Below are 22,197 nucleotides of genomic sequence, written 5' to 3'. Positions count from 1 at the left end.
TTGAGCATATTATAAAATTCGTTACGCCCGTTACACGGACTGAGATTCTCATCATGAACCGGGAACGTATTCTCATTGATTTGAATTGAAAATTCAACTCAAATTACGACATATACATACCGCCATTGACATGCAGAGTTTCGCCGTTGATATAACCCGCGTTATCCGATGCCAAGAACGCCACTGCAGCCGCAATTTCTTCTGGTTGACCTAGACGCGCAGCAGGCACTTTTGCGATCAAGTTCGCTTTGTGCTCTTCTGGCAAATCTTTGGTCATATCTGTTTCAATAAAGCCTGGGGCAACACAGTTAACTGTAATGCCACGAGAGCCGATTTCTGCCGCCAAGGAACGGCTAAAACCTTCTAAACCAGCCTTCGCTGCCGAGTAGTTGGCCTGTCCAGCATTACCCATGGAACCTACAACGGAGCTGATGGTGATAATACGGCCGAATTTAGCTTTTGTCATGCCTCGTAAGCAAGCTTTCGATACGCGGAACACAGAAGTTAGGTTAGTGTTGATAACCTGATCCCACTCGTCCATTTTCATGCGCATCATTAGGTTATCGCGCGTAATACCTGCGTTGTTCACCAAAATCGTCGGCGCGCCAAATTGCGCAACGATATCTTTCAGTACCGCATCAACCGATTCGTCACTAGAAACATCCAACACATACCCTTTGCCATTGTCGCCTAGGTATTCAGAGATGCTCGCTGCACCACTCTCACTGGTTGCAGTACCGACCACGGTAACACCTTGAGCGACCAAGGCCTGGGCAATGGCTTTACCAATACCACGGGTAGCGCCGGTTACCAATGCTACTTTATTGCTCATCGTTTTCTCCTATCTGTTGTTACGCTAGTGCCGCTTCAAAACTTGCCGCATCTCCGATGGAGATAGCATTGAGCCCTTTCACGATACGTTTATTCAATCCTGCCAACACTTTACCGGGACCGCATTCGACAGTCGTTTCTACACCAAGCTCGCTCAGCAGCGCGACCGATTGCGTCCAAAGCACTGGCTGACTTAATTGCGCCACCAAATTGGTCTTAATCACTTCCGCATCTGACACTGCTTGAGCCGTCACGTTTTGCACCAAGGCAATTTGCGGCTCGAAGAAAGTAATACTGTTTAGCTTCTGCGCCAGCTTTTCGCCCGCTGGAATCATTAATTCACAATGGGATGGCACGCTAACCGGTAATGGCAAAGCACGTTTTGCGCCAGCCTCTTTTGCGTTAGCCATTGCCGCCTCTACCGCTGCAGCTTGACCTGCGATAACCACTTGACCAGGGGAGTTGAAATTCACCGCACTAACAATGCCCGACTCAACTTTGGCGCAGGCTTCTACAACTTGCTCATCCGTCAAGCCAATAATAGCTGCCATGGCACCTTCACCTGCAGGCACCGCTTGTTGCATGTATTCACCACGCAACTTCACTAGCTCTACCGCGTCTTCAAAAGCAATAACACCGGCGCAAACTAACGCTGAGTACTCACCCAAACTGTGGCCTGCGACGTAAGCAGGCTGCTCGCCGCCTTTTTCTTGCCACAAGCGCCATAAAGCTACACTGGCAGTCAACAACGCTGGCTGGGTTTTATCTGTTTGGTTTAGAGCGTCAGCATCATTTTGCACCAACTCCCAAAGATCGTACCCCAACACCTCAGACGCTTGCGCAAAGGTTTCTTTGATCACTGCGTATTGCTCCGCCAGATCCGCCAGCATGCCTAGCTGCTGGGAACCCTGCCCCGGAAAAACAAAGGCTAATGACTTGTTCATACTATCCCCTGTGTATGTAATTTCTTCTCTATTTCGACAGCTAAGTTGAACTGGGCAACCTCAATGGCATATTCCAGTGCCCCAACCATAGCGTTAACATCCGAACGGCCGTGACCTTTTACCAAGTTGCCACGCACCCCTACCAAGCAAGCACCATGACGATGTTGCTTGGCAAATAATTGATTAATTTCATGTCCTGGACCAACTTGTGCGCCAATGTACGCTAGCAAGCCCTCGGCAGCTTTTAACACAGCATTGCCGACGATGCCATCACAAACGATGACATTTTTTTCCCCTTGAAATAGCTCAAAGCCTTCAGCGAAACCAGCATAGGACGGCCAACACTCCCTTGCCAACAGACTGTTAGCTTCGCGAATAACATGACTTCCTTTACTACTTTCAACGCCAACGTTCAGCAGGCCTACTCGCGCTTTTTCCCCTGGATGAACCTCAAGATACGCTGCGCCCAGTTGCGCAAACCCCTGCAGCATGCTCGGTGGACAATGAACATTTGCCCCCAAATCCACCAAGCAACGCAAGGGAGATGTTTGCAGCTCGCGAATTAACGCGGGGTATAGCTTGGGTCGCAACAGACCAAGAAGATGCCGAGCTAATGCGACCATAACGGCGGTATTACCTAAGGTCACCACCACATCGTTCTTGCTTTGTGCTAGATCATCCAAGGCGCGATACAAGGAAGCATCCCGGCGACTAAACAAACGTCGATCTACGGCTTCATTTTGAGCAACGACATCGGAGCAAGGGATAAAGACAACACGAGAATGGGTGGCGAGTTGCGGAGGCAACGTCAGCTCAGGACGAGCATAAATATGCAATAACACTGAGTCATGCTGCTGCAGAATAGACTCCACAGCCTGAAAAGCAATGCGGGGACCTAAGTCCCCGCCCATAGCGTCAATAGCTACCCTAATCATTTCGGGTATCTATTACTCACCTTTAGGGGTGATTACTTGACGACCACGGTAAAAACCGTCTGCAGAGATATGGTGACGGCGGTGAGTTTCACCACTAGTCTGCTCTACTGATAGAGTTGGGCCAGTTAGAGCGTCGTGTGAACGACGTTGACCACGACGTGAACGAGTCACTTTAGATTTTTGTACAGCCATTTTTTGGAGCTCCTAACTTTTCTTGACCTTAAGATCGGCCAATACACTAAATGGATTCGGTTTTATTTCGTCATCCGGTGCGTCATCGGTAGACGAGGCATACTTTAGAGCCATTGGGTTGCAACCATTTTCTTCATGATAAGCAACTATAGGGAGCGCAAGCAAAAGCTCTTGCTCTATCATATCGGCCAGAATGACCTCCCCCTCGGTCATGACAACGGGGTCGTATTCAGCGGGTAGATTTTTAGCATGATCTTCGTCATAGACGAAGCCAAGCGACAAATCGACGCCTAACTCGATACCAACTGGATGCATGCAACGCTGACATTCAAGATGCACAGTCGCCTTAACACTACCAGTTGCGATATAGCGCCTATCTTCGTCGACTCTAAAGTCTAGATGAACAACCGCATCGCCCTCATTGGACGTCAAAACTTCGCTGAGCTCTGGCATTAATGCCAGCGCGACACGACCTTCTAACGCTACTTTTTGATTAGCGTATTTTCGCGGGTCAAAATATTTGGGTAATGTGTTATTCAACATGGCGCGCAATGATATTGCCTACCCTATAGCTTGTCAAAACAAAGTTAGCCGTAACCATTAGATTTTTGCGGGTTTGCAGTGGATTAGTGATAATCTGCCACAGCTATTCCCATTTCACTAGCAAAACCTAGGAAAATCATGTCAGCCAATCTTATTCTTGCCTCTGCATCGCCATATCGCCAGAAGCTACTACAACGTTTGCAACTTCCGTTTAGCACTCATCCTGCGGATATTGATGAGACCCCACTTATCGAAGAAGCCATAGAAGACTATGTGCAACGCATGACTTTAGAAAAGGGACGCAAAGTAGCGACTTTATATCAAGGTGACAGCTTAATACTATCCAGCGATCAAACAGCTTTGTTTGCAGGGGAAGTCATCCAAAAGCCCGGCACTATTGAGAAAGCGCTAACACAGCTAATGAGATTCAGCGGCAACACAGTCACGTTTTTGACTGGCATTGCCATCACTCGCGTAAGCGATATGAAATTTGAGTACCGTTCGGTGCCATTTGATGTGACTTTCAAGGAACTTACCGAGGCAGAAATACTGAGTTATCTCGCCAAGGAATCCGTGCTGGACTGCGCTGGTAGCTTTAAGTGTGAAGGATTAGGCATTCGCCTATTTAAGAAAATGGCTGGTAACGACCCAACCGCCCTAGAAGGACTTCCGTTGATCGCCACCAGCGAATTACTGATAAAGTTTGGACTGGATCCACTTGGTTAGATCAGCCCGACCGTCACATCACCAACGTAGCAGATTTAACACCGAGCCAGTAAAAGAGACACCAAACTCCTTGGCCACTTGTTCCCACGGATCCTTAGCTGGCTCGTAATAAACTGGCTCCAAATTCGCAAATCGAGTCGCCAGCATATTAGCGCTATAGTCAAAACCATCTATTAAACCAAGAGCTAGAGCACCTTCACCACTAAACACCAACCCAGAGAAAGTGCTAGCATCTTCCTTTAAGCGCTCGCCTCGCCCCTGGCGAACAGCATCAATAAAGCGCTTGTGGGTATCGTTTAACACCCCTTGCCAATGAGCTGGAGTCTGCTCGGACATGGGACTAAATGGATCCATGAAGCCTTTGTTTTCCCCAGCAGTGAATAAACGTCTTTTGATTCCCAATTTCTCCATCAGACCGGTCGCGTCGAACCCAGCCGAGATCACTCCGATGGAGCCCACGAGGCTCGCGGGATTCGCGTAAATTTCATCTGCCGCCGCCGCTATGTAATAGCCCCCTGAGGCTGCCAAATCCTCCACCGCTACCACCACAGGAATATCTGGGTGACGCTGGCGCTGGGAAACGATGAATTGGTAAAGAATATCCGCATGGACTGGACTTCCGCCTGGGCTATTCATTTCTATCAATACCGCTTTGGTGCGCGGATCAGAGTAGACATCTTGCAGCAAAGCGACATACTCGTTGGCATCCACTTCTGCACCACTGCCAATTACTCCCACCATTGGTACCACTGCAACCTGCTGACCACCGCCGTAGGACTCATGTTCCTGTTGCCCCCAAAACAGGCCGACACCAATACCAACAAAAACCAGCAAATACACGAAGCGGAAAAAGATTTTCCAGCGACGCGCTCGGCGCTGCTCAATGACAGTGGCACCGAGCACTTTCTCCATCATTTCAAACCAAACAGCATCCTTACCTTCTGTCGCTCCTTTTTTACCAGAGGCACTAGACTCTGCTTCTTCTTTATTAAGTGGGACTTGATTTACCCCGTTCGCATCCTCTTCTTCAGTCCAAGCCATTACAACAACTCCTTCAACTGCATTAAATTACCAAGCACCGCTATCGGTTCGTGACGCCACAAACGCTCTGTACTGTGGGCGCCATAATCTAACCCAACTGAGCGCATACCAGCACGCTGGGCCATTTCCAAATCATACTCGGTGTCACCCACCATGATGGCTTCAGATGGCAACACGCCAAGTTCATCTAATATCTCTTTTAACATTAACGGATCAGGTTTCGAGATGGTTTCATCCGCACAGCGAGTAGCGGCAAAAAAGTGCTGCGTTTGCGACAGTGCCATCACTCGATCCAACCCCCGACGAGTCTTGCCCGTCGCCACTGCAATTTGTACACCTTGCTGCTGCAACCATGACAAGATCTCCATCACGCCTGGGTAAGGCTTGGGCGGGGTTTGATCAGAGGCCACGTAAAACTCTTTGTACAATGTTGCGACTTGCTGGCGAGCGAGATCTGACTCTTCAGGCCATACCTTATGGATCGCAACATCTAGGGAAAGGCCGATAATATCTTGAATATCCGCATGGGTACGCTCCGCAACACCAGCTTGTCGACCCGCGCGCAGCATCGCGGTACAAATGCGCCCAATGGAATCAAACAAGGTGCCGTCCCAGTCAAAAATCACCAGCTTCGTCATATTCGCCTCTTAAGAAAGTTTGGACGGGAGTGTACCATAGGCAACAAAATGTAAATAAGGACGCAAAATGAGTTATAGCTTTGAGAATTTAACCGTCGGCCAATCGGAGTCCATTACCCGCATAGTGACCGAGGACGATGTACACACCTTCGCCGCTGTTACCGGTGACAACAACCCCGTTCACTTAGATGCGGAATACGCTGCTACCACCAGCTTCGGTCAACCCATTGCCCACGGAATGCTGACTGCCGGTTTTATCTCCGCAGCGATCGGCACCCGACTACCAGGACCAGGAGTAATCTACCTAGAGCAGACCCTGAAATTCCGCGCCCCCGTGTTTATTGGTGCAGAAGTAACGACCACGGTAACTGTGAAAGAACTAAACGAACGTCGTAAGCGAGCGGTACTAGAAACCGTCTGCACGGTGGAAGGTAAAAAAGTAGTGACTGGTGAAGCCACTATCATGCTGCCGTAGCATTTAGACATAAATCTATGAAGGGAAACACAAAGGGTCTCCCTTCATTGCTCACTTAAAATCTTGCCGTAAGATTTTCGTTCATAGCCTCGCGCCAATCATCATCCAACGGCGCTTCGAACACCTGATGCTTGCCGTCAATATTGATGGTCAACCGCGCTGCGTGCAAACACAGGCGCTTCAAGCCAAAGTCTTTGGCGTTACGATTCTTGAAATTTGGAGCATACTTTTCATCCCCAACAATAGGATGACCGGCAAACTGAGTATGCACACGAATTTGGTGTGTACGCCCAGTAACTGGCTCACATTCAATCAAAGTGAAATGCTCGAACTGTCGCAAAATACTAAATCGAGTCAGGGACTCCTTCCCTTCTGTATCAACCTTGACAACTCGCTCACCAGATTTCAATTCATTTTTTTGCAGCGGCACATTCACTTCTTTTTGATGCTTAGGCCAAGCCCCATACACCAGCGCCTGGTAGATCTTCTTCACTCCATGCTTTTCTCGTAGGGCTTCATGTAGCTTGCGTAACATAGGACGCTTTTTGGCGATCATGATGAGACCGGAGGTATCACGATCAAGCCGATGCACTAGCTCAATAAATTTTTCGTCGGGACGCAGCTGACGTACTACTTCAACCAAACCAAAGCTGAGTCCACTACCGCCGTGCACCGCCAATCCCGACGGTTTATTTATCACCATCAAAGCATCGTCTTCATACAGGATGCGACTCTGCACTAACTCTTTCAGGCCGTCATTCACCACTGGCTTGTCTGCAACTGGGGCTAAATTGATGGGTGCAACACGAACCATATCGCCAACTTCAAGACGATAATCCGGTTTAATCCGTTTTTTATTGACGCGAATCTCTCCTTTGCGCATCAAATTGTAGAGCTTGCCCTTTGGCAATCCCTTAAGTTTGGACAACAGAAAATTATCGAGGCGCTGCCCTAGATGACTGTCATCTATTTCAAAAAATCGCACTTGTGGGCGTTCTGAGTCGTTGCTAGCCAAAAGAATGGTTTCCTATGTAATTGAAGCACTTAGATTTTACTGCTATATTCAAGCGCGTTGAGGGTAAGAGGCAACAAAACACCTCGAAGACAGTATTGTACAGAATGAAGAACCCAAGCCAAAGCGACACTTTGGCAATGTCTTACCTTAGCGACAGTTACACATATATTTAATTAACCACATGAGCCAATCGATGTTCATGGGGTAGGAAAAGTTTCCGAGCTGGTCACCGCCACGACGCACACAAATCGACATTGTGCCATTATCTACATTGAGCCACCATGTTAGCTCATGCAGTACGGTTGGAGCGTACGTGTTGTCTGCGACCTGCTACTTAACACATTACGAAATCTGGCTAACGCGCGACGTTACTGGCCTCGTCAATACCGCCTGCCCTGCGAACTCGTTTGTTTCAGACTACAGAGTTCATTTTTCATGATTAGAATGCTTATTAATGCAACCCAGCAAGAAGAACTGCGTGTTGCGCTGGTAGACGGGCAACGTCTTTACGATCTAGATATCGAATCAGGATCTCGGGAACAAAAGAAAGCGAACATTTACAAGGGGAGAATCACCCGCGTAGAGCCTAGCTTAGAAGCCGCTTTCGTCGATTACGGTGCTGAGCGTCACGGGTTCCTGCCTCTTAAAGAAATCTCCAAAACTTACTTTTCAAAAAGATCCAACCACGATGGTCGCATCAATATCAAAGATGTGATTACCGAAGGCCAAGAAGTTATCGTACAAGTCGATAAAGAGGAACGTGGCAACAAAGGTGCGGCGTTAACCACTTTCGTTAGCTTAGCAGGCCGCTACCTAGTACTCATGCCTAACAACCCACGGGCTGGTGGTATCTCCCGTCGTATCGACGGTGATGATCGCACCCAACTTAAAGAAGCCATGAATGGTTTAGATGTGCCAGATGAGGGCGGTTTAATCGTCCGCACGGCAGGGGTTGGTCGCTCTACTGAAGAACTGCAATGGGACTTGGATTATCTTAACACGCTTTGGGAATCCATCACCAAAGCAGCTTCTGAGCGCCCTGCTCCGTTTTTGATCTACCAAGAAAGCAACATTGTTATTCGCGCGATTCGTGACTATTTGCGCGAAGATATCGGTGAAGTATTAATCGACGAGAAATCTGTTTACCAAGACGCGATCAACTTCGTGATGCAAGTGATGCCGCACTTCAAAAGTCGCATCAAACTTTACACCGATCCAACACCTTTATTTAACCGCTTCCAAATCGAAACTCAAATCGAGACGGCTTTCCAACGGGAAGTACGCCTGCCATCTGGCGGCTCTATTGTAATCGACCCAACCGAAGCCCTTGTCTCTATCGATATCAACTCCGCTCGCGCAACCAAAGGCGGCGATATTGAAGAGACTGCTCTACAAACCAACTTAGAAGCAGCCGATGAAATTGCGCGTCAGTTACGTCTGCGTGACATTGGTGGCTTGGTCGTCATCGACTTTATTGACATGACGCCGGTGCGCAACCAAAAAGAAGTGGAAAATCGCATGAAAACGGCCCTAGAGGCAGATCGTGCGCGAGTTCAACTGGGACGCATTTCCCGCTTTGGTCTGTTGGAAATGTCTCGTCAGCGCTTGCGCCCGTCCCTTGGCGAAACTAGCGGCATTGTTTGTCCACGTTGTAATGGGCAAGGCTTTATTCGCGATGTGGAGTCACTAGCTCTATCCGTTTTACGCCTAATCGAGGAAGAATGCGCCAAAGAACGTACTGCTCAAATTCGTGCCATTTTGCCGGTGTCTGTTGCCACTTTCTTACTTAACGAAAAGCGTACTAATATCGCGAAAATCGAAAAACGTCACCACGTGCATGTGATTCTGGTACCGAATCCGCACATGGAAACCCCGCACTTCCATGTAGAACGTATCCGCGATGATAATTCTATCATTAGTCAAGACGATAGCTCTTACACTCTAGTAGAAACACCTGAGCATCCACCTTACGAACCCCGCCAAGCTGACCAAAAAGCCCGTCCACAGGCTGCTGTGACCAGCATCGCCCCTGCTGCGCCAGCACCGACTCCTGCTCCAGCCCCAGTGGCAACGCCAGAACCGGTTAAAAAGCCTGGTTTCTTTAAGCGCCTTTTCAATGCGCTATTCGGTAGTGGTAGCGAGGCGGCTGTACCGGAAACTAGCGCGGAAATAAAAGCCCCAGAAGCGAAAGCGACGCCAAATACACGCCCAAGCCGTAACAAGCGTAGCAAGCATCAGCGCAAGGACTTCCAAAAGGATGCTGAGCAGGACACTCAACAATCTACTCGTGAGACACGCCGGGCCAAGGCGCAAGAAGTTGATGCGCCAGTAGAGCGTACACCGAAGAATCCACGCCGTCGCCGCCGTAACGAGGACAACGACAGCGATACACCTGTGGTAAAAGCACCGCGTGCGAAAAAAGTAATTCCAGAGGTTGAGGAACGCCAACGTACTCGTAACGACAATAAGCGTCGTTCTGGTGCACTAAAAGTAGAAGCTCAGGAACAGGAATTGCTTGCCCAACAACAAGCGACAATGATCAAAGAAGAGTCTGTTGCGAAAGATGAAAAGCAACTCCCAGCATCAGGCGACTCTGATTTTAATGACGTCAAGCAAGATGGTGAACAGCGTGACGAGCAACGCAAACCACGTCGCTCGCGCCGTTCACGTCGCCCAAGTCAGGCGGAAGACAAAAACACAGTGCCTGAACAACAGACTACAGACGCTGTGGAAGAAGTGGTGAATGTCGTAGCTACCAGCGTTACAGCCGAGTCTGAAACGGCTGAATCTAACGGGATCACTAATACTGTAGAAGCACCTAAAACCGATGCAGTTGAAAATGCGGCAGCGGAAGCTACAGCAGCAGTCGAAACGACGCCTGCAGTAGAGCAGATTGAGGATGCCACCTCGGCGAGTGAAACAGCAGCAACTGACGTTGACCTAACTGTGGCGCCGGCGCCATCTGAAGCACCAGCATCAGAGCCAACTCAGGAGGAAGAGTCCGCTACGATTGTTGAGGCGACTGAAATCGCATCTCCAGACGCTACAGTCGAACCAGCGCCAGAGACTCAGGCTCAGGAAGCTGCTACTCCAGAATCTGCACCTGATACCGCTGAAGCAGAACCAGTGGCGGTTGGAGTAACGCCTGACACGACAACCGAGGACGTAGCAACTGAAACTGACGCCCAGCCAAGTGAAGCGGCAGAAACGGATACCCAAGTAGCCGATGCTGACAGCGAAGCAGACAAACTGCCTGAACAGACAGCAGAAGTAAGCGAAGGGACTGAAAAGCGTGTTCGTACACCTCGTCGCGCGCGTGGGAAAGCTACCGTCAAGCCGGCAACGGAACGCCAGCCAGTCGCCCTACCTGCAGCTTTAATTGCCGCACAAGAGGCAAGCAAGGCAGAGTTATTAGCGAAACGAGAACAGGCTCAAGAGCGCCGTCGTCGCCAACCAGGTAGAGTAAAAAATGATCCGCGCCTCGCTACGGAGTCCGATCATACTATCGAAGAGAAGGCACCAGAGAATTCGGTAAACGAATAATCTTGTACTGTTAAGAGCCCGCGATTGCGGGCTCTTTTTTCTGCTTAACCTAGGGCTTAGTTGAACAAGATAGTTACTATGTTAGTTGATTTAAACCGTTTCAAAGAGATTTCGCTAAAGGGAGATATATTCGGTGGTGTCACGACTGCCATTGTATCTTTACCCTTGGCACTCGCTTTTGGCGTCGCGTCTGGTGCCGGGGCGGAGGCGGGTCTGTGGGGAGCAATTTTAGTTGGTCTATTTGCATCATTATTTGGTGGCTCCACCAGCTTAATATCTGAACCTACGGGCCCCATGACGGTAATTATGACAGCGGTACTCTCGTCATTAATTGCCACCAACCCTGAAAATGGCAAAGCGATGGCATTCACTGTCGTGATATTAGCCGGTGGTTTTCAAATACTGTTAGGCACTCTGCGCTTAGGTAAGTACATCACCTTAATGCCCTACAGCGTCATTTCCGGCTTCATGTCTGGTATCGGTGTTATCTTAATCATTTTGCAATTGGCTCCTATGCTCGGGCAACCCACCCCGCCGGGGGGCGTAGTTGGCACCCTAGGCGCACTACCTGAGTTAATCAGCAACCTCTCCTTTCGCGAATTGTTTTTAGGCATTTTGACCCTGGCAAGTCTGTATTACATGCCCAAAAGCTGGCGGCGCTTCGTGCCACCACAGCTGGTTGCTCTGGTCGGTATTACCTTGCTGTCGGTTATTCTGTTTGATCAGGAAGATATTCGCCGTATCGGTGTCATCCCCTCGGGATTGCCAGACTTACAATGGCCAACGTTCAGCTATGGTGAAATGACGACCATGCTGGCGGATGCGCTAGTACTAGGTACACTTGGATGTATCGACACGCTTCTTACTGCGGTAATTGCCGACAGCCTGACACGCAAAGACCACGACTCCAATCGTGAATTAGTGGGTCAAGGAATCGCCAATGCCATTTCTGGTTTCTGCGGTGGCCTACCAGGAGCAGGCGCCACCATGGGAACTGTCGTCAATATCCAAGCTGGCGCTCGCTCACCTCTAGCCGGCGTGGTACGTGCTCTCTTACTGATGGTGGTCGTTGTCGGCGCGTCCTCACTTACTCAATCCATTCCAATGGCAGCCTTGGCCGGCATTGCGGTTTTCGTTGGCATCAATATCCTTGACTGGTCTTTTTTACAACGAGCCCACAAGGTGGCGTTAGCTCCAACTCTTATCATGTACGGGGTGATGCTACTCACTGTCTTTGTGGATTTGATGATTGCGGTTGCTATTGGTGTCTTCATTGCCAACATTTTGACTATTGAAAGATTGAGTCGTCTGCAAGAGTCCAATGTTAAGGCCATCAGTGATGCCGATGACAGCATCCCGCTCACCGATGAAGAGCGACAACTGCTGGATCAGGCAGATGGTAAAGTGTTGCTATTCTATTTGTCGGGACCAATGATTTTTGGCGTCAGTAAGGCCATTGCACGACAACATGCCCATGTAGCGGGACATGATGCTATGGTCTTGGACTTAAGTGCGGTTCCAATGATGGACTTAACTGTGGGTTTAGCCTTAGAAAACGCCATTAAAGACGCCATAGAGGTAAACTGTCAGGTGTTTATCTTTAGCCCGAATGGGCAAACTACGGAACGCTTAGAAAAGCTCGGCGTCACTACCAGATTGCCGGCCAATGCTTTCGCTTCTTCACGCAAGGAAGCCCTGAAATTAGCACTAGCCTGTACAGGCAGCGACGCTTAAGAAAAGGTTAGATATCGATTTCCCTAGGGGCGCATGGATAGCGCCCTAACTGCCTCATCTTACCGGTAGTAAAGTAACTGACACTACCCATCAATCTAGTGTCCACATGTTGTCTTATTGGCAAAATTGACGATAGACGCTTGGCTACTCCAAGGCTTGGCTCAATAATATTTACCTCTGGAAGACGCTGCTGTAAGGAGTCTTTCACATGAGGATAGTGGGTACAGGCTAAAACCAGCACATCCGCTTGACTTTGTTTGACTTGCTCAGCAATTCGATCCAACTCCTGCTGTAACTCCAACATCGCACTAGGTTGATCAATCAGTTGCGCCAAACTCGCCGATGGGAATAGGGAAGTTTCTTTTCCCGCTCCCCATAGTTCAATCAATTGCTGTAAACGCGGACTACCGATAGTGATAGGTGTAGCTAACACCGCCACTTTACCATTTCGGGTTATATCGTATGCTGGCTTCACGGCAGGCTCGATACCAACGAAAGACATATGTGCGAAACGCTCTCGCAGGATATGAATCGCTGTTACTGTCGCGGTATTACATGCCACCACTAAAGCGGTGACGCCTTGCTGACATAAGTAGTCTGTTATTTTAACGCAGCGGTCGGTAATCACTGATGTACTATGACTACCATAGGGAGCAAAGCCGGCATCCTCCACATAGAGGTAGTCATGGTGCGGCATAGTTTGACGCAAGCTGGCCAATACCGTGAGTCCGCCCGAACCAGAGTCGAATATACCCACTTTCGTAGACACTATTCGGCCTCGCCCGGCAACAAAATCGGCTCGCGCTCCAACTGCACACCAAACTGAGCCAACACTGACTGCTCAATTTGCTGCTGCAGCGACAACAAACCTGCTGCGTGACGATCTTGGTAGTTTACTAGCACCAAAGCCTGCTCTGAGTAAACTCCAACACCACCTACACGCTTGCCCTTCCAGCCCGCTTTCTCATTTAACCAACCCGCTGCAAGTTTCCAGTCTTGACCATAGGGAAACGCCACCAAATCGGGGTAGCGATTGAGTAACTCTCTATAGACATGGTCAGCAACGATCGGGTTTTTAAAATAACTGCCCACGTTAGCCAACTCATTGGGATTGGGTAACTTAGCCGAGCGAATCTGGCAAACCGTATCAAAAATCTCTTGCTGACTACAATTTTCCGCAAGACGCTGATTCAAACCGCCGTAATTTAACACTCGCCTAGGAAGCTTGGACAAGCGAAAGCACACCTTCACTATGATGTAACGACCAGCCCATTGGTGTTTGAATGCGGATTCCCGATAGCCAAAATCGCAATCAGTTGGGGACAGATGGCAAAGCTGCATGGTATGGGTATCCAACACTTCCACAGCTAAAATACAGTCCTTAACTTCTACCCCATAAGCGCCAATATTTTGCACGGGGGCAGCACCAACGCTTCCGGGGATCAGAGCCAAATTTTCCAACCCCCACCAGCCTTGTGCTACCGTCCAAGCAACCAGTTCATGCCAGTTTTCTCCGCCGCAAACTTCGATATCGACAAAATCGTCATGTTCTCGGAGCACGACTCGGCCCTTTAATCGGTTAATTAGCGTAATACCAGGCAGATCCTGACAAATAACCAAATTGCTTCCGCCACCAAAGATTCGCCAAGTCAGGGCGTTTTGCTTCCCCCACTCCAATATTTCGTGCAATTGGTGTAACGTCTCTACTTCGCAGAGATATTGCGCCCGATAAGCAAACCGCAAGGTGTTGTAATCGGTTAATTCAACATCAGGCGTTAATGGGTGAGGCAGTGCTGCAGTCACGACTTTATCTCGCTAATGAAGTCTTGTAATAAAACCATCAGGTGTTCGCGCATTTGCGCAAACTCGGCTGCCTCTCCCCAATACGGATCTGCAACTTCTCCTCCGTTAAGCCCGTTACGATATTCCCCTAGCAAGGCTATTTTCGCACGCTCTTGAGCTGGAGCTAATTGAGCGAGATTGTTTAAATTGTCTCGATCCATGGCCAATATCCAGTCAAACTCCTCAAAGTCATGACGAGAGACTTGTCGCGCACGCTGCTGTGAAATATCGATACCGATCTCTGCTAAGGCAGCAATCGAACGCGCATCAGGACGCTTACCTATATGGTATGCAGCCGTACCTGCAGAATCCACTTGGATATCAAGACGATGTTTGCGGGCGAGAAACTCCAACACACCTTGAGCCGCCGGTGAACGGCAAATATTCCCAAGGCAGACCATTAACACTTTCATTTTGCGCTATCGTCGTGGAGGCGCTCATCAGTGGTAAGAGTACGCGCTTCGGTTTCTAATAAGACTGGGATGCCATCTCGAATGGGATAGGCCATACCACCGACGCGACTAATGAGTTCGGTGCCATCTGCACTCAGTTCAAGGGGGGCCTTGGTAACAGGGCAAACCAAGATATCAAGTAGCGCTTTGTTCATGTTTTCTCATCTCTATTATCGAGTTAATCGTTTCCAGCAACGCATTGGTTACTGCTGTAGGTAACTGAGCTTTTACTTCTAGGTACCAAAGTTCGCGGTTTTGCGTTGGTAACACGCGGCATTTCACTGCGTCTTTTTCCGTCATCACGACTTTGCCATCACTAGGAATATCCTCAGTTGCAAAAACATGGTGATCGGGAAACAGATGCTTCGGTGAGTCGGCTGTCAAACCTAGCTCTTGCAGTGTTTGCAAAAATCTTTGTGGATTACCGATCCCCGCTAGTATTTGCCATGACTTTCCCTGAAGCTCCGACAAAGGCAAAGTTTGCTTAGGGTTAAATACATTTCTCAGTACCACAGGCAGCAAAGGAACAGCTGTCACAGGAAAACCCGCGACACTCGTATCCCGAGCGCCGATTAAGAAGCGAAAATCCACTCTTTGTAAGCGCGAAACTGGCTCACGTAAAGGACCTACAGGAAGCAGTTGACCGTTACCAACACCTCTATGCCCGTCTATCATGGCAATTTCTAAATCACGCGGTAGAGCATAATGCTGCAAGCCATCGTCACTAAGAATTAGATCAAGGGAATGGTGCTGCAATAATGCTTCAGCAGCGAGGCGTCGCTGTGGATGTACGCACACCGGGACACCGCTACGCTGGGCCAACATAAGTGGCTCGTCTCCCACATCACTCGCTAGGCTGTCGTGGCGAACGAGCACCGGTTGCGTGACATTTGACCCATACCCGCGACTAATAATACCAACACGCCAGCCTTGCTGCTGACACAGTTCCACCAAAGCCAGCACTAAGGGCGATTTGCCCGTACCACCCACTGTAATATTGCCCACTACCACGACCGGCACTTTCAATACAGCCGGTGGGTGTCGCAAAAATGCCTGCCGCTTGCGCGCTATCAGCCAACGGGCCAATGGCAACAGAGGGTAAAGCAGCCAAGAGCAACCAAATGGACGATACCAAGAGGCTGAAATTTGTCTCTCTATCCAGCTCACTCCTGCTCCTGCTGAGCGGTATGGGCTAGTTTTGTGATACCTAGGCGGGCTGCCGCATCGTAGACACGCATTACCATCTGATACTCCGCTCCCGCATCAGCAGTAATGATTAGCGGACGTTTAAAATCTTCAGCAAAGGTTTCCTTCAACCCCTGCACCAAAACATCGGTGGTTTGATTTACTAAGGTTTGTCCATTGATAACATAACGTCCATCTTTTGTGATGGTGATCTCTACCGGCTGTTGCGCGATTAGAGATGGCGCCCCGGAACTCGCTGTCGGTAAATCAATAGTCAATTCGGTGCTTTGCTTAAAAGTAGTGCTAACCATAAAGAAAATTAGCAGCAGAAAAACCACGTCTATCAGTGGCGTGAGATTGATCTGCACATCTTCGATTTTTTGGCGACGAAATTTCACTGCCGCTCCTTAGCTTGTGCGTTCGGCATGTAAAGCATCGACCAATTTGTTGCACTGCTGCTCCATCGATACCACCAACTCGTCAATTCGACGGGAAAAATAGCGATGAAAAATCAATGCTGGGATGGCGACCCCAAGCCCTGCCGCTGTGGTTAACAGCGCTTCGGAAATCCCTCCAGCCAACAAAGCGGTATTGCCAGCCCCCTCTTCCATCAGCACCGAAAATACTTTAATCATACCCACGACAGTACCCAGCAACCCTAGCAGTGGAGCGATCGCAGCAATCGTTCCCAACGTGCTCATGAAGCGCTCTAATTCGTGGATAACATGACTCGCTGCTTCGCGAATACTCTCTTTCATGGATTGCCGACCGTGTTTGGAATTCAATAATCCAGCAGCAAAAATAAAGCCTAAACCTGCAGTTGATTGTAACGAGCGAATATAATCAACGGTCATGCGATCTTCTCTCAAACGAGCCATGACATCGGCCATTAATCCATTCGGAACCACCCGCCCTTTACGTAACGACCAAAAACGCTCGATGATGATAGCTAGCGCTAAAATGGAACAGCCAAGAAGTGGCCACATAAAAACGCCACCGGTTTTGATAAATTCTAACACGAGACCTCCTGTGCAAATGTGGGCTTAATTTACCACACTCTCCAACGCAGCAACACGTTTGCAAGCTGACGTCGCAAAAAGTTTTAGCCCCCTTGGGCAGAGTGATGACGATACCTCAATCCCTTTGCGAGTGTTTGCACGAAAATGCAGTGTTTCATTGGTTTGCACAACATACAGTGGAATTTTCAGCGCCGCTAGCAACTGGGTTTGGTACTGAGTAGCGTGGCGTGTTAGAACCCATTTGGGCGCACTCCTCAGCCACTCTCCAGCGCTGTAGTCTGGTAAACGTTGGGCAATGATGGCATTTGGAAAGTACTCACTGGGCGTGAGTCTCCGAGGCAGAGCCTGCCAACTTCCCAATTCCACAACCTTGCCGTTGGCTCTAACCAATAAATCTCCCCCGCGGTTCTCTACCATGAGATCAGAATTTGGCTCATCAATGAGCGCCAACATCAGCAATATCAGACCCAGCCTAGCCCGCCACAAGGGCATTAGCAGCACCAATCCATAGGCGAAGATTACCAGTAGTAACTTACTATGCTCTCCCCACGTGGTATTCAAAGAAACCGAGTCCCCCCATGCTGCTAGATGCCAGAGCAGACCAAACATCTGCCCAATACCATGATAGTAGTGGGACGATAGAACAACATTGTCAATCAGCAATACGGCCACTGCGGATGGCAACCAAATAAACCCCGTTACAGGCACAAGCACCATATTGGTCAATAGTGCCACTAGGGATTGGCTTTCCTGCCAACCAGCAGTGAGAAAGAGTGAAAATAATAGAAGGCAAAGATGGTACCAGCCATAGCTTTTGCCTAACCGAGGCAACAAGATCACCAATAACAGAATAAAAGACACGGACAACCAAAAACTTGCATTAACTATTCGGTAAGGCTGCCACCATAGCATCAGCAAAACCGCAGTTTGCAATAAACCAAATAGGGTTACTCGGTGCCATTGACTACGCCAGTAACCCCATAAAACTACCATCAAAAAGGCGCGAATAACGGGCTCTCCCCAACCGCTCATATAACCGTAAATGGCACAAGCAAGGATACCTAGCGGTGCTTCCAGTAGTACTTGTGGCAATGGGGTGGCAGATCGCCCAACCGCTAGATAAAACAAATAAATTAAGCGACTGATAAATCGACTTAGCATCCAAGCAAAGCCAATATGAAGTCCAGAGACAACGAATAGATGAGCAATACCCAAGTGACGAATTAACCACTTATCTTGTTGAGAAATAGCACTTTTTTCCCCGAATATTAACGCCCTAGTTAAGGCTTCTCCGCGGGAGTAATCAGATAAGTCAGAGACAATGAAATGGGAGGGTAATGGTGTGACTATATCGAGGCGCCATTTTGCGCCTTCAGCAAAGAAGCGTCGCTCCTGCCAACTCCCATACCCTAGTGCGCGTGCCGATTTCACTGCAACAACTGAAATATCCGCGGGGGACGAGTCATTGCATGGCCGAGCAAGCAAATAACCGCCATTCTCACCAACCAGCACGCCAACACCGGTTAACTTAACCGAAACGTAACAAGCTTTATCTATATTGAAGGAGATCTCGGAAATACTCTCCAGCTTCGGATGAGAAAATACCCCGTGTAAGATCAACAAAACAGTGGAAACAACAAGCAATATCGGCGTCCGCCAATCACCTGTATAGATTTTGCAGAGACAAAGGATAGTTATAAGCGTAAAATATGGCCATCTTGCCGCTTCCGGCATCAGTACCGCGAAGATGCAAATAATGATTTGAATTAGCAACACAGGACCTCCCTGCCCTTGTTTATTGCTGTACCGGACTATGCCAAAGCACTATTTTAAGAAGTACATACCACACCCTGATAAGCTAAGGCAAAACAAAGCACTTGGCATACTGGGGAGCAAAATCTACGAAGCAGACCTTTGGCACCTAACCAGACGTTCCGTTGCGCGCGCTTTTCTAAATGGCTTATTTTGGGCCGCCTTGCCCATGCCTTTTCAAATGGTTGCCTCTGCTCTCTGCGCGGTGCCCATGCGTGCCAACATCCCTTTGTCTATTGCTTTAGTGTGGTTGACCAACCCAATAACCATGCCGATCGTGTTCTATGCTAACTATCTTTTAGGCACCTTTCTAGTCGGCGGTCCCAGCGATATGGAATTTAAAATGTCGGTGGAATGGATGTGGCACCAGATGGAGCATATCTGGCTACCGTTATACGTCGGCTCGATAGTCGCAGGGCTGGTCGTCGGTGGACTGTCGTACTTTGGCATTTTGTTGCTATGGCGTTTGCATGTGGTAAAACGCTGGCAAAACCGCAAACTGTTACGTTTGGGTCGCATCCTACCAGATCACAACCCTAAGGGAGACCAAGACTAGCTTAGGTCACATTAATGCCAGCCTACCTTCCGTTAAGCGATAGGCACGATCCATCCACCCCAACATACGCTCGTCATGGGTTACTACTACAAACGCCATATCATATTGGCGTTTGAGCTCGCCAATTAATGACTGAATCTCTAGGGATGTTGTTTCATCTAGGTTTCCTGTTGGCTCATCCATTAACACACACTTAGGGTGGTTGGCTAACGCCCGCGCGATAGCGACGCGCTGACGCTCTCCACCGGACAACATTGAAGGACGATGATGCAGGCGATGGGCCAGACCCACACTTGTTAATAGGGATTGCGCCTCCTCACTAGCTTTTTTACGAGCTATGCCCTTGATTAGCATAGGCATCATCACATTTTCCAGTGCCGAAAACTCAGGCAGCAAATGATGAAACTGATACACAAAGCCCAAATCCTGATTACGTAATTTTGACCGCCCCTTATCAGATAAGCTTTCCCAAGCAACGCCACCAAGCTTCACACTTCCCTTAGACGCCGTATCTAACCCCGCAAGTAGGTTTAATAACGTGGTTTTGCCAGAACCAGAAGCCCCCACAATAGCAATAGCTTCCCCCGCTCCTAAGGCAAACTCTACACCGCGAATTACCGCAATATTATCTCGCCCATCAAGATAGTTCTTTTCCAACTGCTCGCATTGCAAAACTGGATTATTCATAACGCAACGCCTCCGCAGGATGAACTTTAGCAGCTCGCCACGCCGGGTAAAGCGTAGCCATAACCGTCATAATGAAGGCACTAATCACAATAAAACGCACATCCGACCATTGTAATTCTGATGGTAAATAACTGATAAAGTACACATCACCATTAAGAAATTGAGTCCCCATAATCCCTTCTACCCAAGCGATCACATCGCTCACATTGAGCGCTGCTGCCACCCCCAAACCGAGGCCAATTAAGGTACCAAGCAGTCCGATAAAAATTCCTTGTACGATAAACACCGCCATTACTTGGCCAGAAGTAAGCCCCATGGTACGTAAAATGGCGATGTCGGTACGCTTATCCGTTACCACCATCACTAAGGTGGAAACGATATTGAACGCCGCCACAGCCACTATCAGTAACAGCAATAAACCAATCATGGTTTTTTCCATTTTGATTGCCTGAAACAAATTACCATGGGTTCGAGTCCAGTCGCTAACGCGGTTCTGTCCCGGTACTACCCGGGCGATATCCCAAATCATGGTTGGTGCGGAAAACAAATCGTCAAAAGCTATTCTTAGGGCTTCAACACCATCACCGGTGTAGCGCTTCAGGGTGGCGGCGTCTTTAATGTTGATATATGCCAACGAGGCATCTAACTCAGCACCTACTTTAAAGGTGCCTACAAGCGTGAAGCGTTTCAGAGTTGGTGTAATACCTGCTATGGAAACGTTGGCCTTTGGCAATATGACCGTCACCTTGTCGCCGACTTTAACTCCCAACATACGTGCCAACTGCTCGCCCAGAATAATCCCAAAGCGTGTTTGATTGAGCCCATCCAACGACCCACTACTAATGTGGTTACCAATGATGGATACCTTTTGCTCTAACGCCGGGTCAATCCCATTGAGCAAAGCGCCATGCACTCCATATTGAGACTGAAACATCACCTGGGCCTGGGTATGGGGTGCCACCGCCACTACCCCTGGCATCGCCTCGACCAACCGTGCCGTTTCCTGCCAGTCATCCAATGTGGGTTCTCCCCACACAGTGGCATGGGGCACCATCCCCAGAATACGCTGGCGTAACTCACGATCGAAACCATTCATTACCGACAGTACCGTAATTAGCACTGCCACACCTAGGGCGAGACCCGCAATGGAGGAAAAACTAATGAAGGAGATGAAATGATTACTGCGTTTGGCACGTGCGTAACGTAAGCCAATGGTTACCGGAAGGAAATTCATGCTTGTCCCAGGGAGGTATTGGTCAGAAACAACTAAGGAGGGTTACCCCTCCTTAACTGGCAAACCGCTTAGGCGTCGAAATCGATACCGATACGACGACCCACGTCTTCATAGGCCTCGATCACACCGCCTAGACCTTGGCGGAAACGATCTTTGTCCATTTTTTCTTTGGTCTCTGCATCCCACAGACGACAACCGTCTGGAGAAAACTCATCGCCGAGCACCACTTCACCGTTGAACAAACCGAATTCTAGTTTGTAATCCACCAAGATCATACCGCCCTCAGCAAACAAGGCTTTCAGCACATCGTTGACTTGGTAGGTTAGCTCTTTCGCTTTTGCTAGGTGTTCAGGCTTCGCCCAACCAAACGCCTCAACGTGAGATTCGTTGATCATTGGGTCGCCCAAAGCATCGTTTTTCAAGAATAGCTCAAACGTAGGCGGTGTTAACTCGGTTCCCTCTTGCACACCCAAACGACGAGTGAGACTACCCGCAGCGACGTTACGAACAACACACTCGATAGGCATCATATCCAAGCGCTTAACCAAAGACTCGTTATCACTAAGAAGCTTTTCAAAGTGAGTAGGAATACCAGCTTGCGCCAATTTAGTCATAATAAAAGCATTGAACTTATTGTTCACCATGCCTTTACGATCAAGTTGTTCAACTTTTTTACCATCAAACGCTGATGTATCGTCACGGAATACAAGTACCATTCTATCTGGGTCATCGGTACGAAATACCGATTTTGCTTTGCCCGCATAGAGCTCTTGTCGTTTTTCCATTGAGCAGT

24 protein-coding genes are annotated in these 22,197 nt (G+C 48.9%); 5 read left to right on the top strand and 19 right to left on the bottom strand.

The window, feature by feature from the left end; genetic code table 11:
* Positions 1–103: 103 nt before the first annotated feature.
* The 5 genes from fabG to FJM67_RS00190 are packed head-to-tail and all read right to left on the bottom strand — an operon-like array spanning position 104 to position 3,445.
* Positions 104–832 (bottom strand): 3-oxoacyl-ACP reductase FabG, encoded by a 729-nt coding sequence (gene fabG, locus FJM67_RS00210; protein WP_140586531.1) that lies wholly within the window; start codon positions 830–832, stop codon positions 104–106.
* A gap of 19 nt (positions 833–851) precedes the next feature.
* Positions 852–1,775: an ACP S-malonyltransferase gene (fabD, locus tag FJM67_RS00205; protein ID WP_140586530.1), complete on the bottom strand. Its 924-nt coding sequence runs from the start codon at positions 1,773–1,775 to the stop codon at positions 852–854.
* Complete coding sequence (locus FJM67_RS00200; protein ID WP_140586528.1) at positions 1,772–2,710, bottom strand: fatty acid synthesis protein; 939 nt, start codon at positions 2,708–2,710, stop codon at positions 1,772–1,774. Before FJM67_RS00200 ends, fabD begins: the two co-directional genes overlap by 4 nt.
* Before the next feature lie 12 nt (positions 2,711–2,722).
* Positions 2,723–2,902 (bottom strand): 50S ribosomal protein L32, encoded by a 180-nt coding sequence (rpmF, locus tag FJM67_RS00195; protein ID WP_140586526.1) that lies wholly within the window; start codon positions 2,900–2,902, stop codon positions 2,723–2,725.
* Between the two features lie 12 nt (positions 2,903–2,914).
* The gene (locus FJM67_RS00190) at positions 2,915–3,445 is read right to left on the bottom strand and encodes a YceD family protein (RefSeq protein WP_140586524.1); all 531 of its coding nucleotides are present in this window, start codon (positions 3,443–3,445) and stop codon (positions 2,915–2,917) included.
* Positions 3,446–3,583: 138 nt separating this feature from the next.
* Here FJM67_RS00190 and FJM67_RS00185 point away from each other — a divergent pair, with 138 nt between their 5' ends.
* Positions 3,584–4,171 carry a Maf family protein gene (locus FJM67_RS00185; RefSeq protein ID WP_140586522.1) on the top strand — a complete coding sequence of 196 codons (588 nt, stop codon included), beginning with the start codon at positions 3,584–3,586 and terminating at the stop codon, positions 4,169–4,171.
* A gap of 18 nt (positions 4,172–4,189) precedes the next feature.
* On the opposite strand, the gene FJM67_RS00180 is transcribed toward FJM67_RS00185, so the two are convergent.
* Both FJM67_RS00180 and FJM67_RS00175 read right to left on the bottom strand, forming a co-directional pair.
* Complete coding sequence (locus tag FJM67_RS00180; RefSeq protein WP_140586520.1) at positions 4,190–5,212, bottom strand: S49 family peptidase; 1,023 nt, start codon at positions 5,210–5,212, stop codon at positions 4,190–4,192.
* Positions 5,212–5,850 carry an HAD family hydrolase gene (locus FJM67_RS00175; RefSeq protein ID WP_140586518.1) on the bottom strand — a complete coding sequence of 213 codons (639 nt, stop codon included), beginning with the start codon at positions 5,848–5,850 and terminating at the stop codon, positions 5,212–5,214. Before FJM67_RS00175 ends, FJM67_RS00180 begins: the two co-directional genes overlap by 1 nt.
* A gap of 67 nt (positions 5,851–5,917) precedes the next feature.
* On the opposite strand from FJM67_RS00175, the gene FJM67_RS00170 reads away from it, so the two are divergent.
* Positions 5,918–6,325, top strand: a complete 408-nt coding sequence (locus tag FJM67_RS00170; protein WP_140586516.1) for a MaoC family dehydratase — start codon at positions 5,918–5,920, stop codon at positions 6,323–6,325.
* Positions 6,326–6,380: 55 nt separating this feature from the next.
* On the opposite strand, the gene rluC is transcribed toward FJM67_RS00170, so the two are convergent.
* Positions 6,381–7,340, bottom strand: a complete 960-nt coding sequence (gene rluC, locus FJM67_RS00165; protein WP_140586514.1) for a 23S rRNA pseudouridine(955/2504/2580) synthase RluC — start codon at positions 7,338–7,340, stop codon at positions 6,381–6,383.
* 435 nt (positions 7,341–7,775) lie between these two features.
* Here rluC and rne point away from each other — a divergent pair, with 435 nt between their 5' ends.
* Both rne and FJM67_RS00155 read left to right on the top strand, forming a co-directional pair.
* Positions 7,776–10,883, top strand: coding sequence for a ribonuclease E (gene rne, locus FJM67_RS00160; protein WP_140586512.1), 3,108 nt, complete (start codon positions 7,776–7,778; stop codon positions 10,881–10,883).
* A 78-nt stretch (positions 10,884–10,961) separates the two neighbouring features.
* Positions 10,962–12,617 carry a SulP family inorganic anion transporter gene (locus tag FJM67_RS00155; protein ID WP_140586510.1) on the top strand — a complete coding sequence of 552 codons (1,656 nt, stop codon included), beginning with the start codon at positions 10,962–10,964 and terminating at the stop codon, positions 12,615–12,617.
* A gap of 7 nt (positions 12,618–12,624) precedes the next feature.
* Here FJM67_RS00155 and murI read toward each other — a convergent pair whose 3' ends face one another.
* The 8 genes from murI to FJM67_RS00115 are packed head-to-tail and all read right to left on the bottom strand — an operon-like array spanning position 12,625 to position 18,891.
* On the bottom strand, positions 12,625–13,386 hold the full coding sequence (gene murI, locus FJM67_RS00150; RefSeq protein WP_181161389.1) for a glutamate racemase: 762 nt from the start codon (positions 13,384–13,386) through the stop codon (positions 12,625–12,627).
* A complete protein-coding gene (murB, locus tag FJM67_RS00145) occupies positions 13,386–14,420 on the bottom strand; it encodes a UDP-N-acetylmuramate dehydrogenase (RefSeq protein WP_140586506.1) in 1,035 nt (344 codons plus the stop codon). Before murB ends, murI begins: the two co-directional genes overlap by 1 nt.
* Positions 14,417–14,872, bottom strand: a complete 456-nt coding sequence (locus FJM67_RS00140) for a low molecular weight protein-tyrosine-phosphatase (protein WP_140586504.1) — start codon at positions 14,870–14,872, stop codon at positions 14,417–14,419. The genes murB and FJM67_RS00140 overlap by 4 nt, the downstream gene beginning before the upstream one ends.
* Positions 14,869–15,066 carry a Trm112 family protein gene (locus FJM67_RS00135; RefSeq protein WP_140586502.1) on the bottom strand — a complete coding sequence of 66 codons (198 nt, stop codon included), beginning with the start codon at positions 15,064–15,066 and terminating at the stop codon, positions 14,869–14,871. Before FJM67_RS00135 ends, FJM67_RS00140 begins: the two co-directional genes overlap by 4 nt.
* A complete protein-coding gene (gene lpxK, locus FJM67_RS00130) occupies positions 15,047–16,078 on the bottom strand; it encodes a tetraacyldisaccharide 4'-kinase (RefSeq protein WP_140586500.1) in 1,032 nt (343 codons plus the stop codon). The genes FJM67_RS00135 and lpxK overlap by 20 nt, the downstream gene beginning before the upstream one ends.
* A complete protein-coding gene (locus FJM67_RS00125) occupies positions 16,075–16,494 on the bottom strand; it encodes an ExbD/TolR family protein (protein WP_140586498.1) in 420 nt (139 codons plus the stop codon). Before FJM67_RS00125 ends, lpxK begins: the two co-directional genes overlap by 4 nt.
* A 9-nt stretch (positions 16,495–16,503) precedes the next feature.
* A complete protein-coding gene (locus FJM67_RS00120; RefSeq protein WP_140586496.1) occupies positions 16,504–17,115 on the bottom strand; it encodes a MotA/TolQ/ExbB proton channel family protein in 612 nt (203 codons plus the stop codon).
* Positions 17,116–17,139: 24 nt separating this feature from the next.
* Positions 17,140–18,891, bottom strand: coding sequence for a ComEC/Rec2 family competence protein (locus FJM67_RS00115; protein ID WP_140586494.1), 1,752 nt, complete (start codon positions 18,889–18,891; stop codon positions 17,140–17,142).
* Between the two features lie 37 nt (positions 18,892–18,928).
* Here FJM67_RS00115 and FJM67_RS00110 point away from each other — a divergent pair, with 37 nt between their 5' ends.
* Positions 18,929–19,483: a DUF2062 domain-containing protein gene (locus FJM67_RS00110; RefSeq protein WP_140586492.1), complete on the top strand. Its 555-nt coding sequence runs from the start codon at positions 18,929–18,931 to the stop codon at positions 19,481–19,483.
* A 6-nt stretch (positions 19,484–19,489) separates the two neighbouring features.
* Here the strand turns inward: FJM67_RS00110 and FJM67_RS00105 are convergent, their stop codons facing one another.
* The 3 genes from FJM67_RS00105 to purC form a co-directional block, all read right to left on the bottom strand.
* A complete protein-coding gene (locus FJM67_RS00105) occupies positions 19,490–20,170 on the bottom strand; it encodes an ABC transporter ATP-binding protein (protein ID WP_140586490.1) in 681 nt (226 codons plus the stop codon).
* Positions 20,163–21,404 (bottom strand): lipoprotein-releasing ABC transporter permease subunit, encoded by a 1,242-nt coding sequence (locus FJM67_RS00100; RefSeq protein WP_140586488.1) that lies wholly within the window; start codon positions 21,402–21,404, stop codon positions 20,163–20,165. The genes FJM67_RS00105 and FJM67_RS00100 overlap by 8 nt, the downstream gene beginning before the upstream one ends.
* A 68-nt stretch (positions 21,405–21,472) precedes the next feature.
* Positions 21,473–22,189, bottom strand: a complete 717-nt coding sequence (purC, locus tag FJM67_RS00095) for a phosphoribosylaminoimidazolesuccinocarboxamide synthase (protein WP_140586487.1) — start codon at positions 22,187–22,189, stop codon at positions 21,473–21,475.
* Positions 22,190–22,197: the final 8 nt, after the last annotated feature.

This window comes from Maribrevibacterium harenarium, assembly GCF_006385675.1.
GTDB classification, from domain to species: Bacteria; Pseudomonadota; Gammaproteobacteria; order Pseudomonadales; family Marinomonadaceae; genus Marinomonas; species Marinomonas harenarium.
Note: the sequence above shows the minus strand (reverse complement) of the source record. Positions and strands in the feature narration are given on the sequence as shown.

Coding starts and splice junctions, on each gene's coding strand:
- fabG (WP_140586531.1), bottom strand. CDS start 832: ATGAGCAATAAAGTAGCATTGGTAACCGGCGCTACCCGTGGTATTGGT.
- fabD (WP_140586530.1), bottom strand. CDS start 1,775: ATGAACAAGTCATTAGCCTTTGTTTTTCCGGGGCAGGGTTCCCAGCAG.
- FJM67_RS00200 (WP_140586528.1), bottom strand. CDS start 2,710: ATGATTAGGGTAGCTATTGACGCTATGGGCGGGGACTTAGGTCCCCGC.
- rpmF (WP_140586526.1), bottom strand. CDS start 2,902: ATGGCTGTACAAAAATCTAAAGTGACTCGTTCACGTCGTGGTCAACGT.
- FJM67_RS00190 (WP_140586524.1), bottom strand. CDS start 3,445: ATGTTGAATAACACATTACCCAAATATTTTGACCCGCGAAAATACGCT.
- FJM67_RS00185 (WP_140586522.1), top strand. CDS start 3,584: ATGTCAGCCAATCTTATTCTTGCCTCTGCATCGCCATATCGCCAGAAG.
- FJM67_RS00180 (WP_140586520.1), bottom strand. CDS start 5,212: ATGGCTTGGACTGAAGAAGAGGATGCGAACGGGGTAAATCAAGTCCCA.
- FJM67_RS00175 (WP_140586518.1), bottom strand. CDS start 5,850: ATGACGAAGCTGGTGATTTTTGACTGGGACGGCACCTTGTTTGATTCC.
- FJM67_RS00170 (WP_140586516.1), top strand. CDS start 5,918: ATGAGTTATAGCTTTGAGAATTTAACCGTCGGCCAATCGGAGTCCATT.
- rne (WP_140586512.1), top strand. CDS start 7,776: ATGATTAGAATGCTTATTAATGCAACCCAGCAAGAAGAACTGCGTGTT.
- FJM67_RS00155 (WP_140586510.1), top strand. CDS start 10,962: ATGTTAGTTGATTTAAACCGTTTCAAAGAGATTTCGCTAAAGGGAGAT.
- FJM67_RS00140 (WP_140586504.1), bottom strand. CDS start 14,872: ATGAAAGTGTTAATGGTCTGCCTTGGGAATATTTGCCGTTCACCGGCG.
- FJM67_RS00135 (WP_140586502.1), bottom strand. CDS start 15,066: ATGAACAAAGCGCTACTTGATATCTTGGTTTGCCCTGTTACCAAGGCC.
- FJM67_RS00110 (WP_140586492.1), top strand. CDS start 18,929: ATGCCAAAGCACTATTTTAAGAAGTACATACCACACCCTGATAAGCTA.
- FJM67_RS00105 (WP_140586490.1), bottom strand. CDS start 20,170: ATGAATAATCCAGTTTTGCAATGCGAGCAGTTGGAAAAGAACTATCTT.
- FJM67_RS00100 (WP_140586488.1), bottom strand. CDS start 21,404: ATGAATTTCCTTCCGGTAACCATTGGCTTACGTTACGCACGTGCCAAA.
- purC (WP_140586487.1), bottom strand. CDS start 22,189: ATGGAAAAACGACAAGAGCTCTATGCGGGCAAAGCAAAATCGGTATTT.